This window comes from Pseudofrankia saprophytica, assembly GCF_000235425.2.
GTDB classification, from domain to species: Bacteria; Actinomycetota; Actinomycetes; order Frankiales; family Frankiaceae; genus Pseudofrankia; species Pseudofrankia saprophytica.
Map to the genome: position 1 here is coordinate 4378190 of NZ_KI912266.1, position 23849 is coordinate 4402038.

Annotated in this window: 20 protein-coding genes and 1 riboswitch; of the genes, 17 read left to right on the plus strand and 3 right to left on the minus strand. The window is 74.6% G+C overall.

The features are described 5' to 3' along the window. Window positions 1-331 precede the first annotated feature (331 nt). The 12 genes from FRCN3DRAFT_RS49635 to FRCN3DRAFT_RS0218335 all read left to right on the plus strand — a co-directional run bounded on the left by FRCN3DRAFT_RS49635 (window position 332) and on the right by FRCN3DRAFT_RS0218335 (window position 13888). Window positions 332-1693: a class F sortase gene (locus FRCN3DRAFT_RS49635; RefSeq protein ID WP_007516476.1), complete on the plus strand. Its 1362-nt coding sequence runs from the start codon at window positions 332-334 to the stop codon at window positions 1691-1693. A 622-nt stretch (window positions 1694-2315) separates the two neighbouring features. Next, a riboswitch (cyclic di-AMP (ydaO/yuaA leader) is annotated at window positions 2316-2511 on the plus strand. An 18-nt stretch (window positions 2512-2529) separates the two neighbouring features. Beyond that, the gene (locus tag FRCN3DRAFT_RS0218280) at window positions 2530-3597 is read left to right on the plus strand and encodes a C40 family peptidase (protein WP_007516474.1); all 1068 of its coding nucleotides are present in this window, start codon (window positions 2530-2532) and stop codon (window positions 3595-3597) included. A gap of 299 nt (window positions 3598-3896) precedes the next feature. After that, window positions 3897-4520 (plus strand): cardiolipin synthase ClsA, encoded by a 624-nt coding sequence (gene clsA / locus FRCN3DRAFT_RS0218290; protein ID WP_007516472.1) that lies wholly within the window; start codon window positions 3897-3899, stop codon window positions 4518-4520. A gap of 11 nt (window positions 4521-4531) precedes the next feature. Then, window positions 4532-7036: a mannose-1-phosphate guanyltransferase gene (locus tag FRCN3DRAFT_RS0218295; protein ID WP_007516470.1), complete on the plus strand. Its 2505-nt coding sequence runs from the start codon at window positions 4532-4534 to the stop codon at window positions 7034-7036. 251 nt (window positions 7037-7287) lie between these two features. Then, window positions 7288-8250: a DUF881 domain-containing protein gene (locus FRCN3DRAFT_RS57145; RefSeq protein WP_269799830.1), complete on the plus strand. Its 963-nt coding sequence runs from the start codon at window positions 7288-7290 to the stop codon at window positions 8248-8250. Window positions 8251-8257: 7 nt separating this feature from the next. Beyond that, a complete protein-coding gene (locus tag FRCN3DRAFT_RS58190; RefSeq protein WP_007520267.1) occupies window positions 8258-8794 on the plus strand; it encodes a small basic family protein in 537 nt (178 codons plus the stop codon). Between the two features lie 2 nt (window positions 8795-8796). Next, window positions 8797-9498, plus strand: a complete 702-nt coding sequence (locus FRCN3DRAFT_RS45090) for a DUF881 domain-containing protein (RefSeq protein WP_232794075.1) — start codon at window positions 8797-8799, stop codon at window positions 9496-9498. Between the two features lie 54 nt (window positions 9499-9552). Next, entirely contained in the window at window positions 9553-9948 is a 396-nt protein-coding gene (gene gcvH / locus FRCN3DRAFT_RS0218315) for a glycine cleavage system protein GcvH (RefSeq protein WP_007520271.1), read from the plus strand. Window positions 9949-10544: 596 nt separating this feature from the next. Beyond that, complete coding sequence (locus FRCN3DRAFT_RS0218320) at window positions 10545-11093, plus strand: FHA domain-containing protein (RefSeq protein ID WP_007520273.1); 549 nt, start codon at window positions 10545-10547, stop codon at window positions 11091-11093. A gap of 16 nt (window positions 11094-11109) precedes the next feature. Further along, entirely contained in the window at window positions 11110-11961 is an 852-nt protein-coding gene (gene ftsR / locus FRCN3DRAFT_RS0218325) for a transcriptional regulator FtsR (RefSeq protein ID WP_007520275.1), read from the plus strand. Window positions 11962-12198: 237 nt separating this feature from the next. Beyond that, window positions 12199-12684, plus strand: coding sequence for a bifunctional nuclease family protein (locus FRCN3DRAFT_RS0218330; RefSeq protein ID WP_007520277.1), 486 nt, complete (start codon window positions 12199-12201; stop codon window positions 12682-12684). 664 nt (window positions 12685-13348) lie between these two features. Next, a complete protein-coding gene (locus FRCN3DRAFT_RS0218335; RefSeq protein ID WP_051466298.1) occupies window positions 13349-13888 on the plus strand; it encodes a MerR family transcriptional regulator in 540 nt (179 codons plus the stop codon). Window positions 13889-13979: 91 nt separating this feature from the next. On the opposite strand, the gene FRCN3DRAFT_RS0218340 is transcribed toward FRCN3DRAFT_RS0218335, so the two are convergent. Next, window positions 13980-14492 (minus strand): phosphatase domain-containing protein, encoded by a 513-nt coding sequence (locus FRCN3DRAFT_RS0218340; protein ID WP_007520281.1) that lies wholly within the window; start codon window positions 14490-14492, stop codon window positions 13980-13982. Between the two features lie 403 nt (window positions 14493-14895). Between FRCN3DRAFT_RS0218340 and FRCN3DRAFT_RS45095 the strand changes: the two genes are divergently transcribed. The 5 genes from FRCN3DRAFT_RS45095 to FRCN3DRAFT_RS45105 all read left to right on the plus strand — a co-directional run bounded on the left by FRCN3DRAFT_RS45095 (window position 14896) and on the right by FRCN3DRAFT_RS45105 (window position 22185). After that, window positions 14896-17838: an FtsK/SpoIIIE domain-containing protein gene (locus tag FRCN3DRAFT_RS45095; protein WP_083401468.1), complete on the plus strand. Its 2943-nt coding sequence runs from the start codon at window positions 14896-14898 to the stop codon at window positions 17836-17838. Continuing rightward, window positions 17831-19162: a hypothetical protein gene (locus FRCN3DRAFT_RS45100; protein ID WP_007520047.1), complete on the plus strand. Its 1332-nt coding sequence runs from the start codon at window positions 17831-17833 to the stop codon at window positions 19160-19162. Before FRCN3DRAFT_RS45095 ends, FRCN3DRAFT_RS45100 begins: the two co-directional genes overlap by 8 nt. A gap of 106 nt (window positions 19163-19268) precedes the next feature. Continuing rightward, window positions 19269-19532, plus strand: a complete 264-nt coding sequence (locus FRCN3DRAFT_RS0218355; protein WP_007520046.1) for a hypothetical protein — start codon at window positions 19269-19271, stop codon at window positions 19530-19532. A gap of 583 nt (window positions 19533-20115) precedes the next feature. Beyond that, entirely contained in the window at window positions 20116-21651 is a 1536-nt protein-coding gene (locus FRCN3DRAFT_RS0218360) for an alpha,alpha-trehalose-phosphate synthase (UDP-forming) (RefSeq protein ID WP_007520044.1), read from the plus strand. 273 nt (window positions 21652-21924) lie between these two features. Then, complete coding sequence (locus tag FRCN3DRAFT_RS45105) at window positions 21925-22185, plus strand: hypothetical protein (protein WP_035924904.1); 261 nt, start codon at window positions 21925-21927, stop codon at window positions 22183-22185. 70 nt (window positions 22186-22255) lie between these two features. Here FRCN3DRAFT_RS45105 and FRCN3DRAFT_RS0218370 read toward each other — a convergent pair whose 3' ends face one another. Both FRCN3DRAFT_RS0218370 and FRCN3DRAFT_RS0218375 read right to left on the minus strand, forming a co-directional pair. Then, window positions 22256-22756: a SixA phosphatase family protein gene (locus FRCN3DRAFT_RS0218370; RefSeq protein WP_035928443.1), complete on the minus strand. Its 501-nt coding sequence runs from the start codon at window positions 22754-22756 to the stop codon at window positions 22256-22258. 457 nt (window positions 22757-23213) lie between these two features. After that, on the minus strand, window positions 23214-23582 hold the full coding sequence (locus tag FRCN3DRAFT_RS0218375; RefSeq protein WP_007520038.1) for a WhiB family transcriptional regulator: 369 nt from the start codon (window positions 23580-23582) through the stop codon (window positions 23214-23216). Window positions 23583-23849 lie beyond the last annotated feature (267 nt).

Genomic DNA, 23849 nt, shown 5'->3' on the forward strand with positions numbered 1-23849 from the left:
CCGCATGGGCGTGGTGGGTCTCAGGTGACTGGTCCCCAGAATGAACGCGAGGTTCGGGCCGCTGGCGGTAGTTGCCTGCGGCGCCGGGGTCCGTCACGTTCCCGCCGGTTTACTCCGAAGCATTTCTCGCGATCCCGGCCGGCTTCTCCGGAATTCGGGACCACGGCGTTGGCCCAGATTGTCGCCCCCGGGCCGGCTGTCCCATTTTCCGGTAGCGTCCGGCGCGCCGTTGATTCACATCCGGATACGGCGTCAGTAGCACGGAGAACCGGCTTCGGCGCCTTAGCATCCCGGCCGTCGGGTTCCGGTCGTGCGGGAGGGTGCGGGCGTCGTGGGCGGTGCGTCAAAGCGCGGCGGACGGTCAGCTGGTTCGCGGACGGTCGCGGCGGGCGGTACGCCCGGACGGGCAGGTCTCCAGCCAGCTGGCCGCGGCGCGAGGCGCGAGCCGGCGGCCGGCTCCGGGCTTCCGCCGAACCAGCGGAACCAGCCGAACCAGCGCGTCTCCGCGGGCGAGGGCGGGCGGGCGGGGGCACCCGGCACCGCGCGCGGCCGGCAGGAACCCGCCGTCGGCCGCGCGGACGGGCTGGAGTCGCTCGAGGGCCCGGCCGAGCCCGCCCGCCTGGGCCCGGCCGGGCCCAGGCCAACCGTTCGTGCCGGCCGCCGTGGCGGCTCCTCGCCCGCCGCGCCGTTCGCGGGGCCCACCGCCGCGCCGGCCACCGGGCCGCCGGCGGGGCCTTCGGGCCGTTCCGGGCGCAGGGCCAGGCTGACCTGGCCGCTGGTGATGGCCGGGCTGGCGCTGGTGGTTCTCAGCGGGTACCGGCTGGCCGCGCCCGAGTTGTCGGCTGTCGAGGCGCCGGCGGCGGGCCGGGTGCTGCCGGCCCCGGTCGTCGCGACGAGCGGCGCGACGGTCTCCGGGCCGCCGCCGGCCACGGCGAGTCCGGTGCCGATGGTTGCGCCGCCGGTGGTGGCCGACCCGGTGCGGCTGCGGATCCCGGCGATCGCGGTGGACGCGCCCGTCGTCGGCCTCGGGCTGACCCCGCAGGGTGCCATCGACGTGCCGACCCAGTGGGGCGATGTGGGCTGGTACGACCCGGGAGTCGCCCCGGGCGCGGTGGGCCCGGCGGTGCTCGTCGGCCACTACGACTCGAAGAAGGGGCCGGCCGTCTTCTACCGGCTGCGCAGTCTGCTGCCGGGGGACCAGATGACCGTCGTCGGCGGTTCCGGGGCGAGCGTCACGTTCGTCGTCGACCGGGCGGAGACCGTGTCCAAGGCGACGTTCCCGACGCAGCGGGTCTACGGCCCGGTCACCCGCCCGGAGATCCGGATCATCACCTGCGACGGCGGCTTCGACGAGCACACGCACCACTATCTGGACAACCTCGTCGTGTACGGCCACGCCATCCCCACGCCGGTCGCCCCACCCGCGCCGGTCGCCCCACCCGCCCAGGGTTCCCCGGCCGCGCCGCTCGGTGTCGCTCCCGCGGCCGTGCCGCCGCCCACGGGCGTCCCGTCGGCCGCGTCGCCCCCTGGGGGCCCGCCCACGCCGCCAGCGACCACCTCCGCGGCCGTGGCGCCCACCGCGTCCACGAGCGCGGCGGGCGGATCCCCGCCGGCCGGGACGGCGCTGCCCCCGCCGGCCTCGTCCGCGTCCGTCGGGCCGTCCGCCGCCGTCACGCCGCGCCCATCCGGCTGACGGCGCCGCCCCCGCCGCGCCTCCTTCGTTCTTCGCCGGCCTGTCCGCCGTCCGCGTCGGTCGTCCGCTGCCTGTCCGCCGGTGTCGGGCTGATCGTGATGCCGCGGTCGCGGCGGCCGGTCGCACCGGTAGACAAGATAGTCAACGCTGTTGACGCGCCGACCCCGGCTTGGTGATCTTCGTCGGGCGGCGGCTCTTTGGTGTAGGGCGTGTGGGGAAGAGCCTGCCCCCACGGGGTGATCGCGGGGTGTGGCGATGTCGCGGCGGCGCACGTCTGTTTCGCCCCGCTCGCCCGCTAGGGACTTTGGTCTCTAGCGCGCATCGGGACTAAAGTCCCGGCGGCCCTGGGCTGGGCGTCGCCTGATGGTCGATTTCTCTCAGTCGACGCAACGAGACATCAACCACTGCGCCCGCGCTGGCGTGGAGTCGCCGGTCTTCGCGCCGTGCCGACGCCGGTTACTCCTGGCCAGGGCGCATGTGCAGAACAGACCGGAACGAGGTGGACATCTCATCGAAACGCGCGGCCGGGTGTCCAATTGTTGTGTTTATGGTGGTTGGAGGCCCCGCTGGGGGATCGACTATGGTCAGCGGTGCAACATTCTTCACCTAAGGCAACAAACCGCCAGGCCAAACGCCGAGTCCTGCCCCTGGTCTGACGTCCCCTCCGACACGCCGGGGCAGGAGCGGGGGACCCAACGTCCACCGGGCAACGCCGACATTCGGCCGCGCCCTCGGGGTGAAGCGGCCGCAAGGCGGCCGGGCAGCGTGAACCCTGCCCGAACCCGACAGCTGACCTCGCAGGCGTCAGGGAAGGACGCGCGTTGTCCCGTCGTGGCATGGCCTGGCTCCCGGACGACTGGGACGAGCTGGTGCGCGGTCGGCATCGCACGGACGGCGCTCCCAGCGGGGCCCGCCGGCGCAACGGCAACCAGCCCCGCCGGGTCAGCACGATCGCCGCGTTCACGACCGGCACGCTCGCCGTGTCCACCGCCGCGTTCGCCGCGACGGTCCCGTCCCAGGATTCGCCCTCGACGGTCGACACGAACCCGCAGAGCAACAGCACCACCTACGAGGCGAGTGCCCTGGGCGCGGCGCTCGGGGGCGGGGACGGCGAGGGCGGCTCCGGCGGCCTGGGCAGCGCCCTGGCCGGAGGTTCCGGCTCCGGCGGTCTCGCCGGGGCGCTGGCCGACTCCGGCCCGGTCTTCACGAACCTGGCGCTCACCGCGGACCACACCACCGTCCAGCCCAACGCCCCGGTCGTACTGACCGTCAAGGCGACGGAGGCGCTCGACGGCTCGCCGCTGGCCCGCCAGAAGGTGAAGATCGTCGTGGTGGACGGGCCGAAGTGGCAGGCCACCACCACTCTCACCACCGACGACCAGGGCCAGGCGAGCATCACCGCCCGGCTGCTGTCGACCACCACGCTCACCGCCGTGTTCGACGGCGGCAGCTCGCTGCGGCCCTCGGTGGCCGGCGCGACCACGATCACGATCCAGCAGCGCAGGGCCTCGGACTACCTCGACACGGGCGTCCCGTCCGTCATCCCGGGCAGCTCCATCGGCGAGAAGGCCGTCTACCTCGCCTCGCTGCAGAAGGGCAAGCCGTACGTCTACGGCTCCGAGGGCCCGTACTCGTTCGACTGCTCCGGCCTCGTCCAGTACGTCTTCAAGCAGCTGGGCCGCAACCTGCCGCGGACCGCCGAGGCGCAGTACTGGGCCACGTCGCACGTCGCCCAGTCGGGCAAGCAGCCCGGCGACCTGATCTTCTACGGCAGCCCGGGCAACATCTACCACGTCGGCATCTACGCCGGTAACGGCTACATGTGGGCCGCTCCGCAGACCGGTGGTGTGGTTTCCCTGCGCCCGATCTACAGCTCGACGTACCTCGTCGGCCGGGTCATGTGACGAAGGTGCGGCAGGCGCTCCGGGCCTGGCCGCGCCGCCGTCCGCCGGACGACTCGACCCCGGTCCGCCTGGACCGGGGTTCTTCATGTTCCGTTTCCGTCGGCGGCCAGGCCCGCCCCTCGTCCGCCCTCGCCGCGCTCAGGCGCATGGTCATCGACTAGCGTCTTGCTTTCAGGGGATGCGCCGGTCCTGAAGGCCGCGCCGCGGTACGCGCGTGCCCGACCCGGGCAGGACGTTTCCGCGTCGCCAAGTGCCCGTAATCTTGCTGGCAGGCCGCCGCTGAGGGGAGGAAATGCCGCATGACGAGCGCCGCCGCCCCCAGCGACCGGATCTGGACGATCCCGAACCTGCTGTCAGCGCTGCGCCTGCTCGGCGTACCCGTCTTCCTGTGGCTCGTGCTCGGCCCGCACGCCGACTGGGTGGCGCTGGGCATCCTGGTCTTCGCCGGCATCAGCGACTATCTCGACGGCCGGCTCGCGCGGGCCCTGGGTCAGACCAGCCGCCTCGGCATCCTGCTCGACCCACTCGCCGACCGGCTCTACATCCTCGCCACCATCGTCGCCCTCGCCGTCCGGGGGATCATTCCCTGGTGGCTGTTCGCGGCGATCGTCGGCCGCGACGTGTTCATCACCCTGCTGCTCATCCCGATGCGCCGGCTGGGCCTGGGTACCGCGCTGCCGGTGCACTACCTGGGCAAGGCGGCCACCTTCAACCTGCTCTACGCGTTCCCGCTGCTGCTGCTCTCCGACGGCCACGGGGCGGTGTCGACCGTGGTCCGCCCGCTCGGCTGGGCGTTCGCGATCTGGGGGGTGGCGCTGTACTGGTGGGCCGGGCTGCTCTACGCCTTCCAGGTCGCCGGTATCGCGCGGGCCCGCCGGCAGGCCGCCCGGGGGCGGCCGGCCCCGGCGGGGGGCTCGCCGTGAGAGCCGTGGTGATGGCTGGCGGGGAGGGCACCCGGCTGCGGCCGCTGACCGCGAACGCGCCCAAGCCGCTGCTCCCGGTCGTCAACCGGCCGATCATGGAGCACGTCCTTCGGCTGCTCAAGCGGCACGGCTTCGACGAGACGGTGGTGACCGTCCAGTTCCTCGCCGCCATGGTGCGCACCTACTTCGGCGACGGCGACGAGCTCGGCATGCACCTGTCGTACGCCACCGAGTCGACGCCGCTGGGGACGGCGGGCAGCGTCAAGAACGCCGAGGCGGCGCTGCGCGACGAGCAGTTCCTGGTGATCAGTGGCGACGCGCTGACCGACATCGACCTGACCGAGCTCGTCGCCGAGCACCGCAAGAACGGCGCCCTGGTCACCGTCGCCCTCAAGTCGGTGCCCAACCCACTGGAGTTCGGCATCGTCATCGCCGGTGAGGACGGCCGGATCTCCCGTTTCCTGGAGAAGCCGACCTGGGGCCAGGTGTTCTCCGACACCGTCAACACCGGCATCTACGTCATGGAGCCAGAGGTGTTCGACCACGTCCCGGCCGGCGAGCCGGTCGACTGGTCCGCCGACGTCTTCCCCCGCCTGGTCGCCGCCGGCGCTCCCGTGTTCGGGCACGTCGTGTCCGGCTACTGGGAGGACGTCGGCACGATCGCGAGCTTCCAGCGTGTCCAGGCCGACGTGCTCAACCAGCAGGTCGACGTCGAGATCGGCGGGTTCGAGGTGTCACCCGGGGTGTGGGTCGGCGAGGACGCCGACGTCCATCCGGACGCGGTGCTCAAGGGACCGCTCGTCGTCGGCGACTACTCCAAGGTCGAGGCCGGCGCGGAGCTGCGCGAGTTCACCGTCGTCGGCAGCAACGTCGTCATCAAGCAGGGTGCCTTCCTGCATCGCGCGATCGTCGGCGACAACGCGCTCATCGGCCCCCGGACCAACCTGCGCGGCTGCGTCATCGGGAAGGGCACCGACGTGCGCCGTGCCGCCCGGGTCGAGGAGGGCGCCGTCGTCGCCGAGGCCTGCGTCGTGGAGGAGGAGGCGTTCATCTCCCACGACGTACGGGTGTACCCGTACAAGACGATCGAGGCCGGCGCCGTCGTCAACACCTCGGTCATCTGGGAGTCACGCGGTCAGCGGTCGCTGTTCGGCCCCCGCGGCGTCTCCGGCCTGATCAACGCCGAGATCACCCCGGAGCTGGCCGTCCGGCTCGCCGCCGCATACGCGACCACGCTGCGCAAGGGCGCGACCGTCACCACCGCCCGCGACGGCTCCCGGGCCGCCCGGGCGCTCAAGCGTGCGGTGATCAGCGCGCTCACCACCAGCGCGATCAACGTCCGTGACCTGGAGGTCGCGGCGATGCCGGTCGCCCGGTTCGACGTGCGCACCTCCGACGCGGCCGGCGGGATCATGCTGCGCACCACCGAGGGCGACCCCGAGCGCATCGACATCGTCTTCCTCGACGCCGACGGGGACGACCTGTCGCCCGCCATGCAGCGCAAGGTGGACCGGGTGTTCTCCCGCCAGGAGTTCCGCCGCGCCTTCGCCGGCGAGATCGGTGACCTGCGGCTGCCGGCGCGCACCGCCGACCGCTACACCCAGGACCTGCTCGACCAGGTCGACACCTCCGGCGTCACCGAGGCCGACCTGAAGGTCGTCCTGGACCCGTCGGGTGGCGCCGCCTCGCTGGTGCTCCCGACCCTGCTCGGCCGGCTCGGCGTCGACGTGCTGACCGTCAACAACCGCCTCGACGACACCGTCACCACCCACTCCGAGGCGCAGCGCCGCCGGGCCGTCGAGCGGCTCGGCGAGCTGGTGGCGAGCTCGCGGGCGGCCTTCGGGGTCCGCTTCGACCAGGTGGGGGAGCGGATCACCATCGTCGACGAGCGGGGCGACCTGATCGACGACGACCGGGCGCTGCTGGTCTTCCTCGACCTGGTCGCCGCCGAGAACCGGGGCATGGAGGTGGCCGTGCCGGTGACGACGACGCTCGTCGCCGACCAGGTCACCCAGTTCCACGGGCTGACGGTGCGGCGAACCTCGCTGTCGGCCGCCGACCTGCCCCGGGTGGCGCGGGACCCGCGGGTGGTGTTCGCCGCCGACGGGCGGGGCGGGTTCGTCGTGCCCGAGTTCGGCGCGGCGCTCGACGGGCTGGCGGCGTTCGTCCGGCTGCTCTCGCTGGTGGCGCGGACCCGGCTGACCCTGTCCGCGATCGACGCGCGGATCCCGCCGGTCGCGGTCGTGCGCCGCGCGGTGCCGACGCCGTGGGCGGCCAAGGGGACCGTGATGCGTCGGGTGGTCGAGTCGGTCGACGTGGCCGCCGGACACGTCATCGACACGACTGACGGGGTGCGGGTGGTACGCCCGGACGGGGCGTGGGTGCTGGTGCTGCCCGACCCGGCCGAGGCGGTCACGCACCTGTGGGCAGAGGCCGGGGACCGGGACGAGGCCCGCGCCCTGCTGCGCCGCTGGGCCGCCGTCGTCGAGGCCTCCCCGCCGATTCCCTTCGGCTAGTTCCGGAGGCGGAGGTTCGGCCTGGTTCCGGCTCGGGGGAGGAATCGACGCTGACCCCGGCAGTCGGGCTGGCGTGGCGCGCGGGGTCTTGGTTGGTGGTGGCTGATGGTCGGGGGAGGAATCGCCGGGCCTCGGCGGTCGGGCTGGCGTTGGTGTGGCGAGGGCCCCGGCGGTGAGAGCGCCGACACGGCGGGGCGCCGGGGCGGGTGCGCTGCGCGCCAGGGGCTTCGGTGTCAGTGAGAATGCCCGGTGTGCGCGCGCCCGGATCCACTCTGACCCCCGGACCGGGCGGCCGGGCCCGCGAGAACCTCCCAGCGTCTCCGGGCCTTCGGGGGTTGTCCCCGCTCGCCGCCGTGGCGGCGGGCGCGCTGGACCCGGCATACCGCGCCGCGGCCGCCGCGCGCCGGGCCGAGGCCGCCGCCCCAGCCGGGGCCGGCCGCGCTTCCGGCGCTTTCCGCGCTTCTGGCCTGGCCCGCGCCGCCGCGGTCCGCCGCCGGCCGGCGCGGCTGGCCACCGTCGCGCTGGCCGCCACCGTCGGGCTGCTGCTGGCCGGCGCGGCCGGCACGTGGCGCGCCGGGGACGCCTCCAGGGAGCACGTCGACGCGGCACTGGCCGTCGAGCGGGACCTGCGTGCGGCTGACGTCGTCACGCTGACCGGCCGGGCGCGGACGCTGAGCGCCGACGTCGACGCGGCCAGGGCCGCGCTCGCCCTGGCCGAGGGGGAGCAGCGCGCCGTCGCCTCGGCGCTCGGAGTGCTCGAGCCCGCGGCGGCCGCCCGCCCCGCCAACGGCCCCGGCCTGCGCGTCGAGATCGTCGACGCCACGCCGGGCCAGCCCGGTACCGGGCCGGCGGGCGAGGGCGGCGCCGGGCGGCTCACCGACCGCGACCTGGCCGAGCTCGTCAACGCCCTGTGGAGCGGCCACGCCAGCGCGATCGCCGTCGGCGGGGTGCGACTGGCGCCGACCAGCGCGATCCGCACCGCGGGACAGGCGATCCTCGTCGGCTTCCAGCCGGTCGCTTCGCCGTACCGCATCGATGCCGTCGGCGACCCGGCACGGCTGCTCGCGGCCCTCCTCGGCTCGGACACCGGGCGCCGGCTCGCCGCAGGCCACCTGACCGGCGCCCGGCTGCGCGCCACGACCACGATGCGCGACCTCACCGTGCCCGCCGCGCTGGTGACGCCGCCCAGACTCGCGAGGAGGCAGAGCCAGTGATGGCGCCGTGACCCGCCCCGACGCACCGGACCTGCCGGATACCCCCGAGGACGAGACCCCCAAGCACGGCGCTCCCGAGGATGACGTTCCTGACGGAGCGCTGCCGCCGGGCGCCGGGCGAGCCGGCGGGGCAGGCGGCGACGTCGGCGACGCCGGTGGGGAGGTGGCCGACGGCCCGCCTCCGGACCGCCGGTGGGCGGTGGCGGGCGGGGCGGCGCCGGCGCTGGCGCTCGTCGCGGGGCTGGTCGCCGGGTTCCTGCTGCTGCCGTCGGCGCCGGGCTGGCTCGCGCCCTACCTGCCGGTCGCCGTGGTGGCCGCGCTGGACGCCCTGGTGGGCGGGCTGCGCGCCGCCCTGGAACGGGTCTTCGACGATGTGGTCTTCGTCGCGTCGTTCCTGACGAACACGACGGTCGCCGTGCTGCTCGTGCTGGTCGGTGACCGGCTCGGCGTCGGCGGCGCGCTCACCACCGCCGTCGTCATCGTGTTCGGAATCCGGATCTTCACCAACGCCACGGCGCTGCGCCGCCACCTGTTCGGGGTGTAGCCGTGCCCGACGAAGCGCCCGTCCCGCCCGCCGAGCCGTCCGTGCCCGCGCCGCGCCCGCCCTCGCGCCCGCGGGCCGCGAGGGCCGCCGTGGCGGCGCTGCTGGCCGTGGCCGGGTTCGCGATTCCGGTGACGGTCTCGGCGGCCCGGGACACGGCGCCCGCCGGCACGGGCACGGCTCGCCTCGTCGACCAGGTCGGCGCGCTCGGCGCCGACGGCAGGCGGCTGGCCACCGAGATCGACCGGCTCGAGCGGGAACGGACCGCGCTGGCCTCCGCCACCCCGGACAGGGTGACCCTCGCCGCCGCCAGCGCCCGCGCCGACGCCCTTGCGGTGCTCGCCGGCACGGTGCCGGTCGCCGGGCCAGGCGTCGAGCTGACCGTCACCGACCCTCGCGGCAACATCGGCGCCGACGTCTTCGTCGACCTTCTCCAGGAGCTGCGCGACGCGGGGGCCGAGGCGATCGAGCTGTCCGGGGTGCGCCTGGCCGCTGAGAGCTACATCGTCAACCGGCGAGGCGGCGGGCTGACCGTCGACGGAACGGCCGTGGCCGCGCCCTACACGGTGCGGGCGATCGGTGATCCGCACACCTTGGCGGAGGCGATGCGGTTCCCCGGCGGGGTGCTCGATACGGTGGCAACCCGTGAGGGCGCCACGGCGCGGGTCACCGAGCCCGGCCGGGTCGAGATCCGCGCGGTGAGGTGAGACGACGCGGCGCGACCGGGCCGCGTCGCTGGACTGGCGGGAGGGGTTGGGCTCATGGAAGGCGACTCGGTGTATCCGGAGGACCTGAAGTACTCGCGTGAGCACGAGTGGGTCCGGGTGGCCGGCGCGACGATGCGTGTCGGGATCACCTCGTACGCCCAGGAGGCGCTCGGCGACATCGTGTACGTGTCGCTGCCGGAGGTCGGGGGCCAGGTCTCGGCCGGCGAGCCGTTCGGCGAGGTGGAGTCGACCAAGAGCGTGTCGGACGTGTACGCGCCGGCGTCCGGCGAGGTGGTCGCCCGCAACGACGCGCTCGACGGCTCGCCCGAGCTGCTCAACTCCGACCCGTACGGTGACGGCTGGCTCATCGAGGTCGCGGTCGCGGACCTGTCGGCCCTCGACGAGCTGCTGGACGCCGCCGCCTACCAGGAGCACGTGAAGAGCCACTGACGCTCCCCGCCGATTCCGGTTCGGCCGGTTCCGGAGGTTCGGTCTCTTTCCGGGTCGGGGGCGGAATCGGCGGGGACCCCGGCGACCGGGCTGGCCTGGTGTGGGCGGGGTCTGGGTAGTGGTCGCGCGCCGGAGAGACCGTCGGCGCGCTGGGCCGGGTGACGGACTGTCGGATGGGCGACAGTCCGACCACACGGCGGCGCGGTGCATGCGTCCGGAGGGCCTCGGTGCGGCTGGTGGTGGCCCGGCAGCTCGTTGTGGATGATGCCGTGGCGGTCCGTAGAGGTGGCGGTACGATACTCTCGCCGCCGAGGCCCTCGACGGGCCATTTTCGGGGCGCCACGCCGGTAGCTGTTGTCGCACCCTTTTCACGAGCCTGCCCCTGATGCACTAGCCTCGGTTGCATCAGTTGGCGGTGGTGGCGCCACCCGCGGTTGGCGCGGGCGGTGACCAGGCCCGGGGTGACGTGTGTGGGGGTGGGCGGCTTGGTTCGGCGACCCCCGCGGATTGGGAAGACGACGTTCTCGCCACCAGGTCGGTGGCCCGAGCGGCCGGTGGCCCGTGCCCGCGGGCGTCGGCAGGAGGCGGACGCGACGGTGTTCTGCACGAAGTGCGGACAGCACAACCCGCCCGACGCGCTTTATTGCGCGCGGTGCGGGTCACCCCTGGTACGCCCGGGCGAGCCGGTGGCGCCTGAGCGACCGGGGGACCAGACGTCCAGCCTGAACCTGGCGACCGCCGCCCTGCACCGCGTCGACGGCGACCACTCCGACGAGGCCAACGAACGGGACGCGGTGGCCGCGGTGGACGCGCTACCGCCCGGCTCTGCGCTCCTCGTCGTCAAACGGGGCCCGAACGCGGGCAGCCGCTTCCTGCTGGACGCGGACCTGACCACGGCCGGCCGGCACCCGGAGAGCGACATCTTCCTCGACGACGTGACCGTCTCCCGCCGGCACGCGGAGTTCCTGCGCTCGCCGTACACCAAGGGCTTCACGGTCCGTGACGTCGGCAGTCTCAACGGCACCTACCTGAACCGGGAGCGGATCGACTCCGCCGACCTCACCAGCGGGGACGAGGTGCAGATCGGCAAGTTCCGGCTGGTGTTCCTGACCGGGTCCCCCTACTCGGGGGGTGGTCCGTTGTGAGGGCGGGGGGACCGCGGTGAGCGCGCGACTGTCGGCGGCGGCCGCGATCGCGGCGCCGGCTCCGGGCAGCCTCGGCCCAGGCCAGTCCCGCGTTGGCCGGCCCGGGCGCCATTCTGGCCGCCCGGTGCCCGACGCCGAGGCGGATGCCCGGCACAGCGCCAAGGTCCTCAACATCGGCGAGGTGCTTGACCGGCTGCGGGTCGACTATCCGGACATCACCCTGTCCAAGATCCGCTATCTCGAGGCCGAGGGCCTGGTCGAGCCGGCCAGGACCAGCTCGAACTACCGCAAGTACTCGGCCGCCGACGTCGCCCGGCTCGGGTACGTCCTGCACGCCCAGCGTGAGCGCTACCTGCCGCTCCGGGTGATCAAGGACGAGCTGGCGGCGATGGACCGCGGCGAGGTGCCGACCGCGCCGCCGCCAGGCCCGCGCGCGGTTCCCGCGACGCCGCCGGCGACCGGCCTGGACGTGCTGCTCGGCGCCGAGCGGGTCCGGATGTCGCGCCGCGAGCTGCTCGCCGCCAGCGGTCTCGACGAGGAGGCACTGGCCGAGCTCGAGCGGCACGGCCTGCTGCGGGCCGTCTCCGGCGGCGGTTACTACGACGCGGACGCGCTGGTCGTCGCCCGCACCGTCGGCCTGCTCGCCGCGCACGGCGTGCAGGCCCGCCATCTGCGGGCCGCCCGCGCCGCCGCCGACCGGGAGGCCGGCCTCATCGAGGCCGCCGTCGCGCCCCTGCGCGCTCCGCGTAGCGCCGGAGCCGCTCCGGACGCCGACGACCTGCCCCGCGACTCTGTCGACGAGCTCGCCCTGCTCCTGGTCCGGCTGCACGCCGCCCTCCTGCGCGCCCGCCTCGGCTCCCGCAGCTGACAGAGGCGCGACCGGCGGGGGTGGTCGCGGCCCCTTCGGGACCCATGGAACTCACGGGCGCGCTGACGGGTGGGTCGCCGCGGAGATACTGTCTCCAGAGTGGGGTTTCCGGGCCCGGCGCTGTTCAGGCTCACTGCTCTGAGGTGGATGGTCGGGGCCCAGCGGTGGGGTGGCCGTCCGGGCGAGGCGGGGTCGACGGGGTGTCTCCCGGGGTCACCCGCGCGAGGAGGTAGATCGGTGCATCGGCTGGACATCGTCGGCGTGCGAGTCGAGCTTCCTTCGAAGCAGCCGATCGTCCTGCTCAAGGAGGTCGGCGGTGAGCGGTATCTGCCGATCTGGATCGGTGCTGTCGAGGCGACGGCGATCGCCTTCGCCCAGGAGGGGATCACGACCGCGCGCCCGATGACCCACGACCTGATGCGGGACGTGCTGCGGGCGCTGCAGACGGAGCTCTCCCAGGTGACCATCACCGACCTGCAGGACGGCGTGTTCTTCGCCACCCTGCGGTTCGCCAACGGCGTCGAGGTCTCCGCCCGTCCGTCGGACGCGATCGCGCTGGCGATGCGGATGGGCGCGCCGGTCTACGGCGTCGAGGCGGTGCTCGCCGAGGCTGGGATCACCGTGCCCGAAGAGCAGGAACAGGAGCAGGAGAGCGAGCTCGAGAAGTTCCGCGAGTTCCTCGACACGATCTCCCCGGAGGACTTCAACAGCCCTGGTTCCTAGCCCGGCTGCTCCGGTTCGGAGCGGGACGTTCGTCGTCTCCGTCGTCTCCGTCGGCCCCGGCCGCGTCGATCGCGGCCGGGGCCGACGCATGTCCGGGGCCGGTTCCGCCACCGCCGTCCGGTCTGCCGGCCATCGGCGGGTGGGGGTCGACCGCGTTTGGGCGGTGCCGAGCGGATTGCTGGCGTAGTCTGAAAATCCGGTTGGGAGAAGCTTGGGCGAGGCTGAAGGCGTTGTGCGCCGCTTGCGATGGTTTGCGCGGCAGATGGTGGGCGTTTGTGGTTGGCCCGTCCGGTAGGTGAGTTCTGTCGGCTGGACGGGAGACACGCCGAACTGGATCGTTGAAGGGACGGCGCGGCGCTCCTACGGTCGGGAGGTCCGCGCCGAGCTCGGGTGCCGCCTGTCCGATTGGGGGGACCGGTCTGGCGGCCGGGACGAGGTGACCGCGCCGCGGGGGAGGCCGGGTCACTCAGGCGGTGCGCCGGCCAGGCGCGCCGAGAGCGGCCGGCGCCCGCCGAGGGCTGGCGGCCAGAGGAGGCGCGGACATGTACCTGGCCCGCCACCTTCGGCGCCGTCGCGGCGACGTCCGCCGGCCGTGTGGCCGTCCGGTTCCCACTGGAGGCACGAGTGAGAGGTCGGGGGCGTGGCGACCGGGAACGGGACGGCAATGATCGAGCAGGGTGAGCTCTTCCCGGACGAGCTGCCCGGGCCGCCCGGTGACGACGTCGGCTACCGGGGCCCGACCGCCTGCGCCGCTGCCGGCATCACCTACCGGCAGCTGGACTACTGGGCGAGGACCGGGCTGGTGGTGCCGAGCGTGCGCGGCGCGACCGGGTCCGGCAGCCAGCGCCTCTACTCGTTCCGCGACATCCTCGTTCTTCGGGTGGTGCGCAAGCTGCTCGAGGCCGGCGTGTCCCTGCAGAACATCCGCTCCGCCGCCGAGCACGTCCGCACCCGCGGCGTCGACGACCTCGCCGAGCTGACGCTCATCAGCGACGGCTCGACGGTCTACGAGTGCACCTCCGACGATCAGGTCGTCGACCTGGTCCGCGGCGGCCAGGGGGTGTTCGCGATCGCCGTCGGCCGGGCGGTGCAGGACATGCGCGGCCAGCTCGCCTCGCTGCCCTGCGAGCGTCCCGGCCAGCCCCCGGCCAGCCACCCTGGCGACGAGCTCGCCGGCCGCCGGGCCCGCCGCAGCTCCGCCTAGAGAGCCAAAGGGCGTGCGAAAATGATCTTCCTTCGCACGCCCGGAGGCCGTGGTCCCCGGGAGCACCAAAGGGGCGGATGGGTGCGGGCGCCTAGGTGCGGCCCTCGACCTCCTGGGCGTTCTTGAGGGTGTCCTCGTAGGGCAGCCAGTCGGCGTGGACGACGGGCCAGCCGTCGTCCAGCAGGAGGGTGACCACGGCCGGGTCGTCGTCGACGACCACGGCGACGCGGCGGGTCCGCGCGAGGCGGCGCAGCTCGGCGCGCTTGAAGACCCGGGCCGAGCGGCGGTCGTTGTCGGGGCGCATCCGCAACGTCGCGATCGGCAGTCCGTGGGCGGCGAGCCAGCTTTCGGTGTCGGCGCGCGACCGCTCCGGCCGGCCGGTGAGCCACACCACGTCGTGGTCGGCGGCGAGACCCAGGACCAGTTCGACGCCCTGCGGCAGTGGGGGGTCGGCCGTCGCGGCGGCGAAGAACGCGTTCCAGTCGCCCGGGCGTTGGCGCAGGAAGCCGAGCCGGTGCCGGACGTCGGCGACCACACCGTCCACGTCGATCACCGCGACCGGCCGCTCCGCGCCCGCGTCGCCGGCCTCGCCCGCCTCGTCCACGCCCGTCCTCCTTCACAGGCCCGGCCACCGGCCCGGTGGCCCTGCCGGCACCGGGTGCCGCCGCCCGCACGCCCGTCTTGTTCGTTCCATACTGGCCGGTTGCGCCCCCGCCCCTCGGCCCCGGGGGTGCCTCGTCCCCGACGGGAGAGGTAGACGCTGGGACACGGGGAAGGGGGCGGCCGCTCGGTCACATCGCGGCGCTTTTCGATACGGTCCAGACGGCGCCGGCCGCGCTGTCCGGCAAAGGAGTCACGGCCGGAGTCCGGCAAAGGGTCACGGACGTCCGGCCTTTGTGGGCTAGCGTGAGTGTTGACGTTGGTAGCCACTATGGCGGCTGCCGTCCGAGTCGGCACCGGCGCCGCGTCGTCTACGTCACGCCATCGGCGGAGCGGGGAGGTTTGCGGTGTCGGGCAGCCGGCGGGCACGCACGCTCGCGGAGGCCGTCCAGTCCTCGCTGGCCGGGGCGCTTGCCGTCGCCGACCGGTTGGACCGGCAGGCCGACCGGCTCGCCGGCGCACCCGCGGGCGGCGCCGGGGCCGAGGGCGCAGGTGACCGGACGGGGCTCGGGGCGGTGTTCACCGAGGCGACCGAGCTGGTGTACGCGCAGGCCCGAGGTCTGGCGAGCGCGGGCTGGGGCACCTCGGCGTGGTCGGCCTTCAGCACCCCCGCCGCCGAGGGTTCCCGGGACCCGGCGGCCGGCGCCGCGGGGCGGTTCCGGCCGGGGCTGTGGCGGGTCGGGCGGGTGCTGGCGCCGGCGGGGACCCGGGCCGTGCCGTTGGCGGTGCCGCTGCTCGACGCCGGCAACCTGCGGATCACCGCTCCCCGGGCGCGGCGCGCCGAGGCGGTCGACCTGGTGCGCGGGCTGCTGACCCGGGTGCTGGCGTCGGTGCCGCCGGGGCGGGTGGAGCTCACCGTCTACGACCCGTTCGAGCTGGGTGCCGGGATCGCCGGGTTCGCGCCGCTGCGCGCGGCCGGCGTCGTCGGCCCGACGCTGACCACCCGTTCCGCGCTGGAGGCGGCGCTGGCCGACCTGTCCGGCCACGTCGGGCGGGTGACCGTCGACCGGCTCGGCGGCTCGTTCGCGACGCTGCGCGAGCGGGAGGACGCCGGGCTGCCGCGGTCCGAGCCGTGGCGGGTGCTGGTGCTGCTGGCCTGGCCGTCGCTGCCCGACGAGGCGTCCCGGTCGCTGCTGGGCCTTGCCGCGCAGGGGCCGGCGTGCGGCGTGCACGTGGTCGCGGTGACCGAGCCGGACGAGCCCGACGCGGCCCCCACCGGCCGGCCGGCCGCCGGCCCGCTGCCGAACGAGGTGGCGCTGCTCGCGGCCGCCCCCGCGCGGTGGCGCTGCTCGCTCGCGCCCGGCCTGGACTGCGCGCTCGACGCCGCGCCGCCGGCCGACGTGGTCGCCGCGGTCGCGGGCTCGGTCGCCGCGGCGGCCGCCGACGCGGCCGCCCGGGCGCCCGGGCTCGGCGCGCTGCTGCCCGACGGGCTGTGGGAGCACGACAGTGCGGCGGGGATCTCGGTGCCGGTCGGGTTCGGCGCCGACGGCCCCTGCCTGCTTGGCTTCGACGACGACACCGTGCACGGCCTGGTAGGCGGGCAGGCGGGCGCGGGTAAGTCCACCCTGCTGCTCACGATCATCTACGGGCTGGCCGCCCGCTATGGCCCGGACCAGCTGCGCATGCACCTGCTGGACTTCAAGGAGGGTCTGGAGTTCGCCCAGTTCGGGCCGCGCGAGCGGGATCCGTTCTTCCTTCCGCACGCCGAGACGGTCGGGATGGACAGCGACCGGGAATTCGGCGTCGCGGTGCTGCGCCACGTCCGCGGCGAGATGTCCCGGCGGGCGGTGGCGATGCGCGCCGCCGGTGCCCGGGACCTGCGCGGCCTGCGCGCGAACGACCGGCAGCCCTCAGCGGCCGGGGGGAGTGCGAAGGAAGGAGATTTTCGCACTCCCCCCGGCCGGGGCGCCTGGCCGCGGCTCCTCGTCGTCGTCGACGAGTTCCAGGTGATGCTCACCCCACTGGACGCCGTCGCGCGTGAGGCGATCGCGCACCTCGAAGCGATCGCCCGCCAGGGCCGCGCCTATGGCATCCACCTGTTGCTGGCCAGCCAGACGCTGTCGGGTATCGACGCGCTGGACGCGACCGCCGGCAAGCGCGGGTCGATCTTCGGCCAGTTCGCGTTGCGGGTGGCGCTGCGCACCTCGATCAGCGAGTCTCGGGTGCTGCTGTCGACGAGCAACGAGGCCGCTGGCGCGTTGTCCGGCGTCGGCCAGGCGGTCGTCAACCGGCGCAACGGGCATCCGGCCGGCAACGAGCTGATCCGGGTGGCGCGGCCCGACGTCGACACGCTCGCCGTGCTTCGCCCGCGGCTGGCGAAGGCGCTCGCCGCGACCGTCGACGAGCCGCGCCCGCCGCGGGTCTTCGTCGGCCACGCCCCCGCGCTGCTGGACGCGAACCCGGCGTTCGCCGCGCTGCGCGCCCCGGCCCCGGCACTGGGCCCGGCGGCGCCGGCCGACCCGGTGGCGCTCGTGGGTGCCCCGCTGGACCTGGCGCCCCCGGCCGTCGGGGTGCGGCTGTCGGCCCAGCCGGGCCGCAACCTCGCGGTTCTCGGCCCGCTGCGCCGGGAGGCGGTCGGCGTGCTGCAGGCCGCGGTGCGCAGCGTCGCCGCCCAGGCGGGTCCCGGCGGGCTGCGCGTCGACCTGGTCGCGGCGAGCCACGAGGCCCTCGGGGCGGTCGACGACCTGGCCGCGGTGCTGCGCGCCGCCGGGACGGCGGTGACCGTGACCGGGATGACGGGGCTCGCCGGCGTCGTCACCGAGACCGCCGCCGAGGTGGCCCGCCGCGAGGGCTCGGGACTTGCCGACGAGGCGCGTGGCGGCTACCCGCTGCGGCTGCTGGTCCTGTTCGCGGCGGACGCCGCCCGGGCGGCGCTGGAGGCGTCCAGCGGCTCCGGGCGGCGCACCGGGCTCGACGATCTGCGGCTGGTGACCCGGCGCGGCCCGTCGGTGCGCGTTCACGTGCTCGGCTGGTGGCGGGGCCCGTCGCGACTGCTCGACGACCTGGGACCCGGCCACCGTGACGACGTCGCCGCCTGGGTGGCGGTCGGGGTTCCGGGCAGCGACCTGTTCGCCCTGGCCGGGCACCGCTCGGTCGCCGCGGGGACGGCGGCGAACCGGGGGGTGCTGTTCGATCGGCACGCGCGCGCCGAGCCGCTCACCGTCGTCCCGTTTGCCCCGCTGGATGTGGGGGATGGCGACGACGCTGCCCGCGCGTTCGGCGCGGCGAAGGACCCGGCGGGCGCGTTCGGCGCGGCGGGCGAGCTAGGAGGGAGCGGGGCCAGTGGCTGACCATGACCGGATCGTCCCGTGGTTCCCCGACGTCGACCTCGACGACGCTGCCCCCGCCGCCCGTGCGCCCCGCTCGCCCGCTCGCCCGCTGGGCGCCCGCCGCCGCCCGGCCGCGGCCGACCTCGACCCGGCCGACCTCGACTACAGCCTCGCGGGCCACGGTCTCGTCGACGCCGCCGCGGCCGCCTCCATCGGCGGCGACGAGGGGCGTGGCGCGGGGGCGGGACACGCCGTGCCCACTGGAACGGGCGACCAGCCGGCCGGCGGTTCGGGAGCGCTGCTGCCGGCTCTGCCCGCGGTCCCGCGGCCGGTGGCGGCCCCCGCCGGCCCGGCGGCGTCCTACCAGGGCCAGCCCACCGGTCCGGCTGGCCCGGCCGGCTGGCCGGGCGGCGGTGGCGGGCAGGAGCTGCTCGACCCGCGGGTCGCGGCCCGCCGGTTCGCCGACCTGCTCGCCGACGAGGACCGCGCCCGCGGGGAGCGGGAGGCGCTGCTGCGGGCAGGCCAGGAGGAGGTGGGGGCCCTCGCCGAGAGCTACCGGGACGCCGCGGCCGGCATCCGTGTCCAGGTCCGCAGGGTGTGGGGGCAGGTCGCCGAGTCGCTCGCGCCGTTCGGCGTCGACGATCTGGACCAGGTGCGTGCCAGCTCACCGGCCACCGGGGCGCTTCCTGCGGCCGGGGCGCTTCCCGGCATCGGTCTCGGCGACGAGGGGGACGGCCGGCGCTCGTCATCGTCGCGGGGCGCCCGCCATGGCCTGGACCGCCGCGCCCGCCCGCCCGCGCCCCAGCCAGGCCGGCGCGGCGGCTCCGCGGGCAGCGGCATGGCGGCGACATCCGTGCCGACGGGCGGCGAGGACGAGGACGGGCGCCTGGACGTCGCCGCCGAGGTCGAGCAGGCCCGCCGGCTGTGGATGCGGGCGCTGGCCACGGCCGCGGAGCTGCGCGGCGTGCAGCGCGCCTCCTCGAGCCTGTCCGTGGGTCTGGTGACCGCGGGGACGTGCGTGCTGGTCGGCCTGCTCGCCGCCGCGGCGCGGCTGTTCCTCGACACGGACGGGCTGCCCTGCCTGGCGGCGGGGATCATCGCCGGCGCCGCGCTCGTGAGCGTGTCGACCGACGGCGGGGCGAAGGCGGCGGTGCGCTCGGCGCTGCTGTCGGCCGGGGTCGCCGGCGCGGTGGTTCTGGCGACGGCGCGGGTGGCGCCGACCGCGCCCGCGTCGATCATTTTGTCGCTCGCGTCGCTGGCCGCGGCGGTCCGGTTCGGTCTGGGTTTCGGAGCGTCGAAGCCCGAGCAGCCGGCCCCCGGCGGGGGCGCGGGGCGGCGCCGCTAGCCGACGCGGAGTTGGCCGGCGCCGCGGCGGGGAGCGTCGGTGACCGGCCTGCCCGACGGCTGGGCGGGGGACAGGCAGGCGGGGGCCGGGAGGAACGGGGCATGGGGTGTCAGGCTCGATCGCTGAGGTCAAGGCGCAGCTGGACGAGGCGTTCCGGCGGGCGGAGGAGGTCGCAGGCCAGCTCGAGGGCGCGCTGACGCTGCTCGAGGAGGCCCAGGCGATGGTGATCGCCGCGACGGACGGCAGTGAGCACCACGCGGTCGAGCTGCTCACCAGCGCCCTAGTCGACACCCGGGACACGCTGGCGAACTCGCTCGCCGCGCTCGGCTCCGCCGTCCAGGAAGTGCGCGACTATCGCGACAGCCTCTAGGCGCGGTCGCGCCGAGCGCCCCATCCGGTCCGACACGCCCGCCGGCGCGTGGCGCACCCGAATGTCGCCTGTGCCACAGGGGATCGCGGGGTGGGGGTCGGACGGTGGTAGTAACCGCGTGAAGGGTTGGGTAACAACCGGCTAGCGGGGTCGCAACCCGGTGCACCCCACGCCGGGATCTGGCTACAGTCCGAATCGACACCCGTGCGGTCGAGTGTTCGTCGTACGAACATGCCCGGGCCGTCCGTCGGTCCCGGGTCGTGTGGACCTGACACCGAGTACCTCGCGCGGCACCGGACGAGGCCTGACGCCTGGGCAGCGCGAGCGCGCGGCGAGGTCACTCACCGGAGGGAGGAAGGACGGGTACCTGACAGGACACGGCCTTTCCCGGCCGGGGCTCCCGGGAAGGCGTCCGGGGCGCGACCAACCAGATCGCGCCTCTTTCGGCATATCCGGGATTTTTCGAGGCCCAGGGCAGGCGGGACCGCCACCCGAGGGCCGCCGGGGCACGGGCAGGAACCACCGTGCTCCCTCATGCCGAAGAAGCGGAACTGAACAGAGACCACCAGGAGGGCCTCCTTACGTGGCGCACATCGATGTGCTTGACCTGCCGCTGGTGCTGTTGTCGAACCGAGGCCCGGTCACCTTCGACCGGGACGCCTCAGGCCGTACCGTCAACCGGGGCGCGGGCGGACTGGTCTCCGCGCTGGCGGGCCTCGCCGAACATCTCGAGGACGCGGTCTGGGTCTGCGGGGCGGCGACCGACGAGGACGTCGCGGTCGCCAGGGAGTCGGCCGGCCAGGCGCTGGTCGTGCAGACCCACCCCATCCCGCACCTGCTCGATCCCCGCCTCGGGGAGGGCGAGCCCGACGGCCCGGCGATAAAGGTGCGGGTGGTCGTCACCGACCCGGCCGCCTACGCGGACTTCTACTCGGTCTGGTCGAACCCGATCCTGTGGTTCGTCCAGCACGGCCTCTACGGCCGCTCACTGTCCCCGGTGCTGACGCAGGCGGAGCACGACGCCTTCGAGAACGGTTACGCCGCCGTCAACCGGGTCTACGCCGACGCGGTCGCCGACGAGGTGCGAGCCCGTGGCGGCAAGGCGCTCGTACTGCTGCAGGACTACCACTTCTACCTGGTGGCCGAGCACGTCCGCCAGCAGTGCCCCGACGTCGTGCTCACCCATTTCGTGCACATCCCGTGGCCGGGGCCGGACGAGTGGCGGGTGCTGCCCGCGGGCATCCGGGAACGGCTGCTGACGGGCCTGCTCGGCAGCGACGTAGTCGGCTTCCACACCCGCCGTTACGCCCGCAACTTCGTGCTGTGCGCGAGTGAACTTCTCGGCCTGCCGGCCGACCTCGACGCCCTGACGATCACTGTTGGTGACCGGACGGTGCGTGCCCGCTACTACCCGATCTCGGTGGACCCGGCGGCGCTGGACGCGACGCTCGCCAGCGAGCAGGTCAACGCCCATGTGGCCATGTTGCGCTACATCTTCCTCGACGAGGACCGGCAGCTGATGCTGCGGGTCGACCGGACGGACCCGAGCAAGAACGTGGTGCGCGGTTTCCTCGCGTTCGGCACGCTTCTCGAGCAGCACCCGGAGCTGGTCGGCAAGGTCAGCTTCCTGGCGCTGTTGCAACCGAGCCGCACCGACGTGCCCGAGTACGCCGACTACATCGCGCTGATCGGCGGGGTCGTCGCCGAGATCAACGCGAAGTACACCAAGGAAGGCCGCCAGCCGATCGACCTGCGGATGGTGGAGGACTTCCCGCTCGCGGTCGCCGCGTACTCGATCTGCGACGTGCTGGTCGTCAACGCGATCGCGGACGGGATGAACCTGGTCGCGAAGGAGGTGGCTGTCGTCAACCGGCGTGGCGGGGTGCTGGCGCTGTCGGAGACGGCGGGCGCGCACGAGGAGCTCGGCGAGTTCGCCGTGACCCTGCACCCGTTCGACATCCAGCAGATGGCCGACGCCTTCTACACGGCGCTGACCATGCCGCTGGAGGAGCGTCACCGCCGGCTGGCGGCGGCGGCGGAGCAGGTCCGCACCCACGACGTGGCGCGCTGGCTGAGCGACCAGCTCACCGACCTGCGCCGCGTCGCCGGCTTCGCCTGATCCGCCCCCGCCCGTGCGCGCCCCCGGTCTCGCCCGGACCGGGGGCGCGCATCCGGCGGTACGTCCCTGCCCCGGTCCGTCCGTTGGGCCCGTCCGCCTGTCCTGCCTGGTCCGGCGCGGTCGGGTCGGGTCGGAAGGACAGGGCGGCTGCGACCGCCGGGCAGGTGCCAGCGGACGGCGAGTGGGGAACCATGACCTGGAGCGCGGGTCGCCCGGCGGTGGCCGGTTGGCAGGTCTCAGGTGACTTGGGGGTCGGTGGCGATGGTGGGAACGATGCGGGGTACCGAGGAGCAGGCGGGTCCGGCGACACGCCAGGAGGACCGGCCGGCGGGCCGGCGGGCCGGCGGCCGGGCTGGGCATCACCGGGCCAACATCGGTTCCTGGATCGCCGTCTCACTGATCATCGTCGGGTTCGCGGTGGGCGTGTTCGCGCTGGCGAGCCACTCGATGGCGCTGTGGATCGTGACCGGGGTGGCGCTGGTCGCGGGCGGGGCCATCGCCCTCGCCTCCCGCATCATGGACCAGGCCTACTGAACGGACCAGGCGTACTGACGGCCGCGGGCTCAGGGCCCGGCGAGGAGGCGGGGACGGCGGCCGTGGGCGGCTAGAGGGCGTGGCGCAGGCTGCGCGGGGTGACGAAGGAGTCGAAGCGAGTGCTGGCCGGGCCGAGCTCGGCCCACCGCCGGGTGCCCAGGTCCAGCACGGCCAGGGCGCCGGTCGGGAAGGTGGGGATCTTCACCCGGTCGGCCGGCGGGAGCAGGCCCACGGCCAGCGCGTGGATACCCGGGTTGTGCCCGACGAGCAGGAGGCTCGGCACGCCGTCGTCGACCTCGCGCAGCCGGGCGAGCAGCTCGTCCGGCCCGGCGAGGTAGAGCCGGTCCTCGGTGAGGACGGGAACCTCGGGCGGGAGAGCGGACGCCAGCCGCTGCAGGGTCTGGCGGGTGCGCAGCGCCGACGAGCACAGGATCAGGTCGGGGGCGAGCCGCTCGACGCTGACGTGCTCGGCGACGAGCTTGCAGGCCTCCCGGCCGTCGCGGGACAGCGGCCGCTCGGCGTCGGCGGTCTCCGCGTCGGCCCAGTCGGACTTGGCGTGGCGCAGCAGCATCAGCCGCCGGCCGCCGGTCACCACCTGGCCACCGGTCCACCGGCCAAGCGCAATGCCTGGCGAGGGGAGCGGCTGGGGACGCCCGGGGCGTCACCGGACACGGGTCCTCCTCGCGCGTGGTGACGGATCATTGCCGTGGACGCCGTCGCCACGGGGGCCGCCGACCCGGCGGACGAGTGCGTTCGGCCCAGACAAGGCTATTCCGAACGCGCAGGACACGAAAGCGGGGTACCCACGCCGGTGGGCGCGGATACCCCGCCTGGTGACGACGCGAGGTGCGGTGCCGCCGGCTGGCCCGCCATGTCGCGGCGTGGCCGGTCCTACCTCCCGGGGCATCGCCTCCGGGGGTCTGGGGGTGCCGGCTGGTTGCAGCCGCCGGGCCAGCGAGCGGTGGTGCTGATGGTGGCGTGGTGCTGGTCCTCGTGCCGACGGTCGTCGCGCCGAGGGTGTCGAGCGGTCAGCCGGCGACGGTGACCACGGGCAGCAGCCGGTCGGCGATCACGAGGGCCTCCTCGGCGGAGATCCGGCCGCGGGGGATGAGGTTGGCGCGCTGGTCCGAGGTCAGCCCGCCCCACACGCCGTGCTCCTCCTGGCGGAAGATGGCGGTGGCCAGGCACGGCCGGCGTACGGCACAGGTCGAGCAGATCTTGCGGGCGCGGGTCTCGGCGGCGGCGCGGGCCTTGGTGTTGCGGCCGTCCGGCGGGAAGAACGCGTCCGGGTCGCCGTCGCGGCAGGCGGCGTCCTGCCGCCAGTAGGCGGGCCAGCCCGGGCCGAACGGCTGGGGCGGCAGGTCACGACCGGGAAGGACAGGGACGCCGGCGCTCATCGGGCTCCCTCCGGAAGGACGCACTCCGTGCGGGGCAGGACAACCGGGTTACTGATGAGTAGCACGGTGGGCTGACTGGGCATACCGTCTCCTGCGAGTGCAATGCGGACAGGCGTGCGGGGGACCGTCGAAGCTGCCCGAAAAGGGCGCGCCAATGGACGGTCCGACCAGGGTGAGCCGAGTAGCCCCCGGGCGATCCGTGCAGGTCCGGGGTGTGTGGCCCGGTCTATGACCGGTGCCCCGCTGCGTGGAAACGAACCCGTCTCG

What these genes read in the sequence shown, in the direction of transcription:
- FRCN3DRAFT_RS0218280 (WP_007516474.1), top strand. Translation starts at nt 2,530, where the DNA reads ATGGCCTGGCTCCCGGACGACTGGGACGAGCTGGTGCGCGGTCGGCAT.
- clsA (WP_007516472.1), top strand. Translation starts at nt 3,897, where the DNA reads ATGACGAGCGCCGCCGCCCCCAGCGACCGGATCTGGACGATCCCGAAC.
- FRCN3DRAFT_RS0218295 (WP_007516470.1), top strand. Translation starts at nt 4,532, where the DNA reads ATGGCTGGCGGGGAGGGCACCCGGCTGCGGCCGCTGACCGCGAACGCG.
- gcvH (WP_007520271.1), top strand. Translation starts at nt 9,553, where the DNA reads ATGGAAGGCGACTCGGTGTATCCGGAGGACCTGAAGTACTCGCGTGAG.
- FRCN3DRAFT_RS0218335 (WP_051466298.1), top strand. Translation starts at nt 13,349, where the DNA reads ATGATCGAGCAGGGTGAGCTCTTCCCGGACGAGCTGCCCGGGCCGCCC.
- FRCN3DRAFT_RS45105 (WP_035924904.1), top strand. Translation starts at nt 21,925, where the DNA reads ATGCGGGGTACCGAGGAGCAGGCGGGTCCGGCGACACGCCAGGAGGAC.
- FRCN3DRAFT_RS0218370 (WP_035928443.1), bottom strand. Translation starts at nt 22,756, where the DNA reads ATGCTGCTGCGCCACGCCAAGTCCGACTGGGCCGACGCGGAGACCGCC.
- FRCN3DRAFT_RS0218375 (WP_007520038.1), bottom strand. Translation starts at nt 23,582, where the DNA reads ATGAGCGCCGGCGTCCCTGTCCTTCCCGGTCGTGACCTGCCGCCCCAG.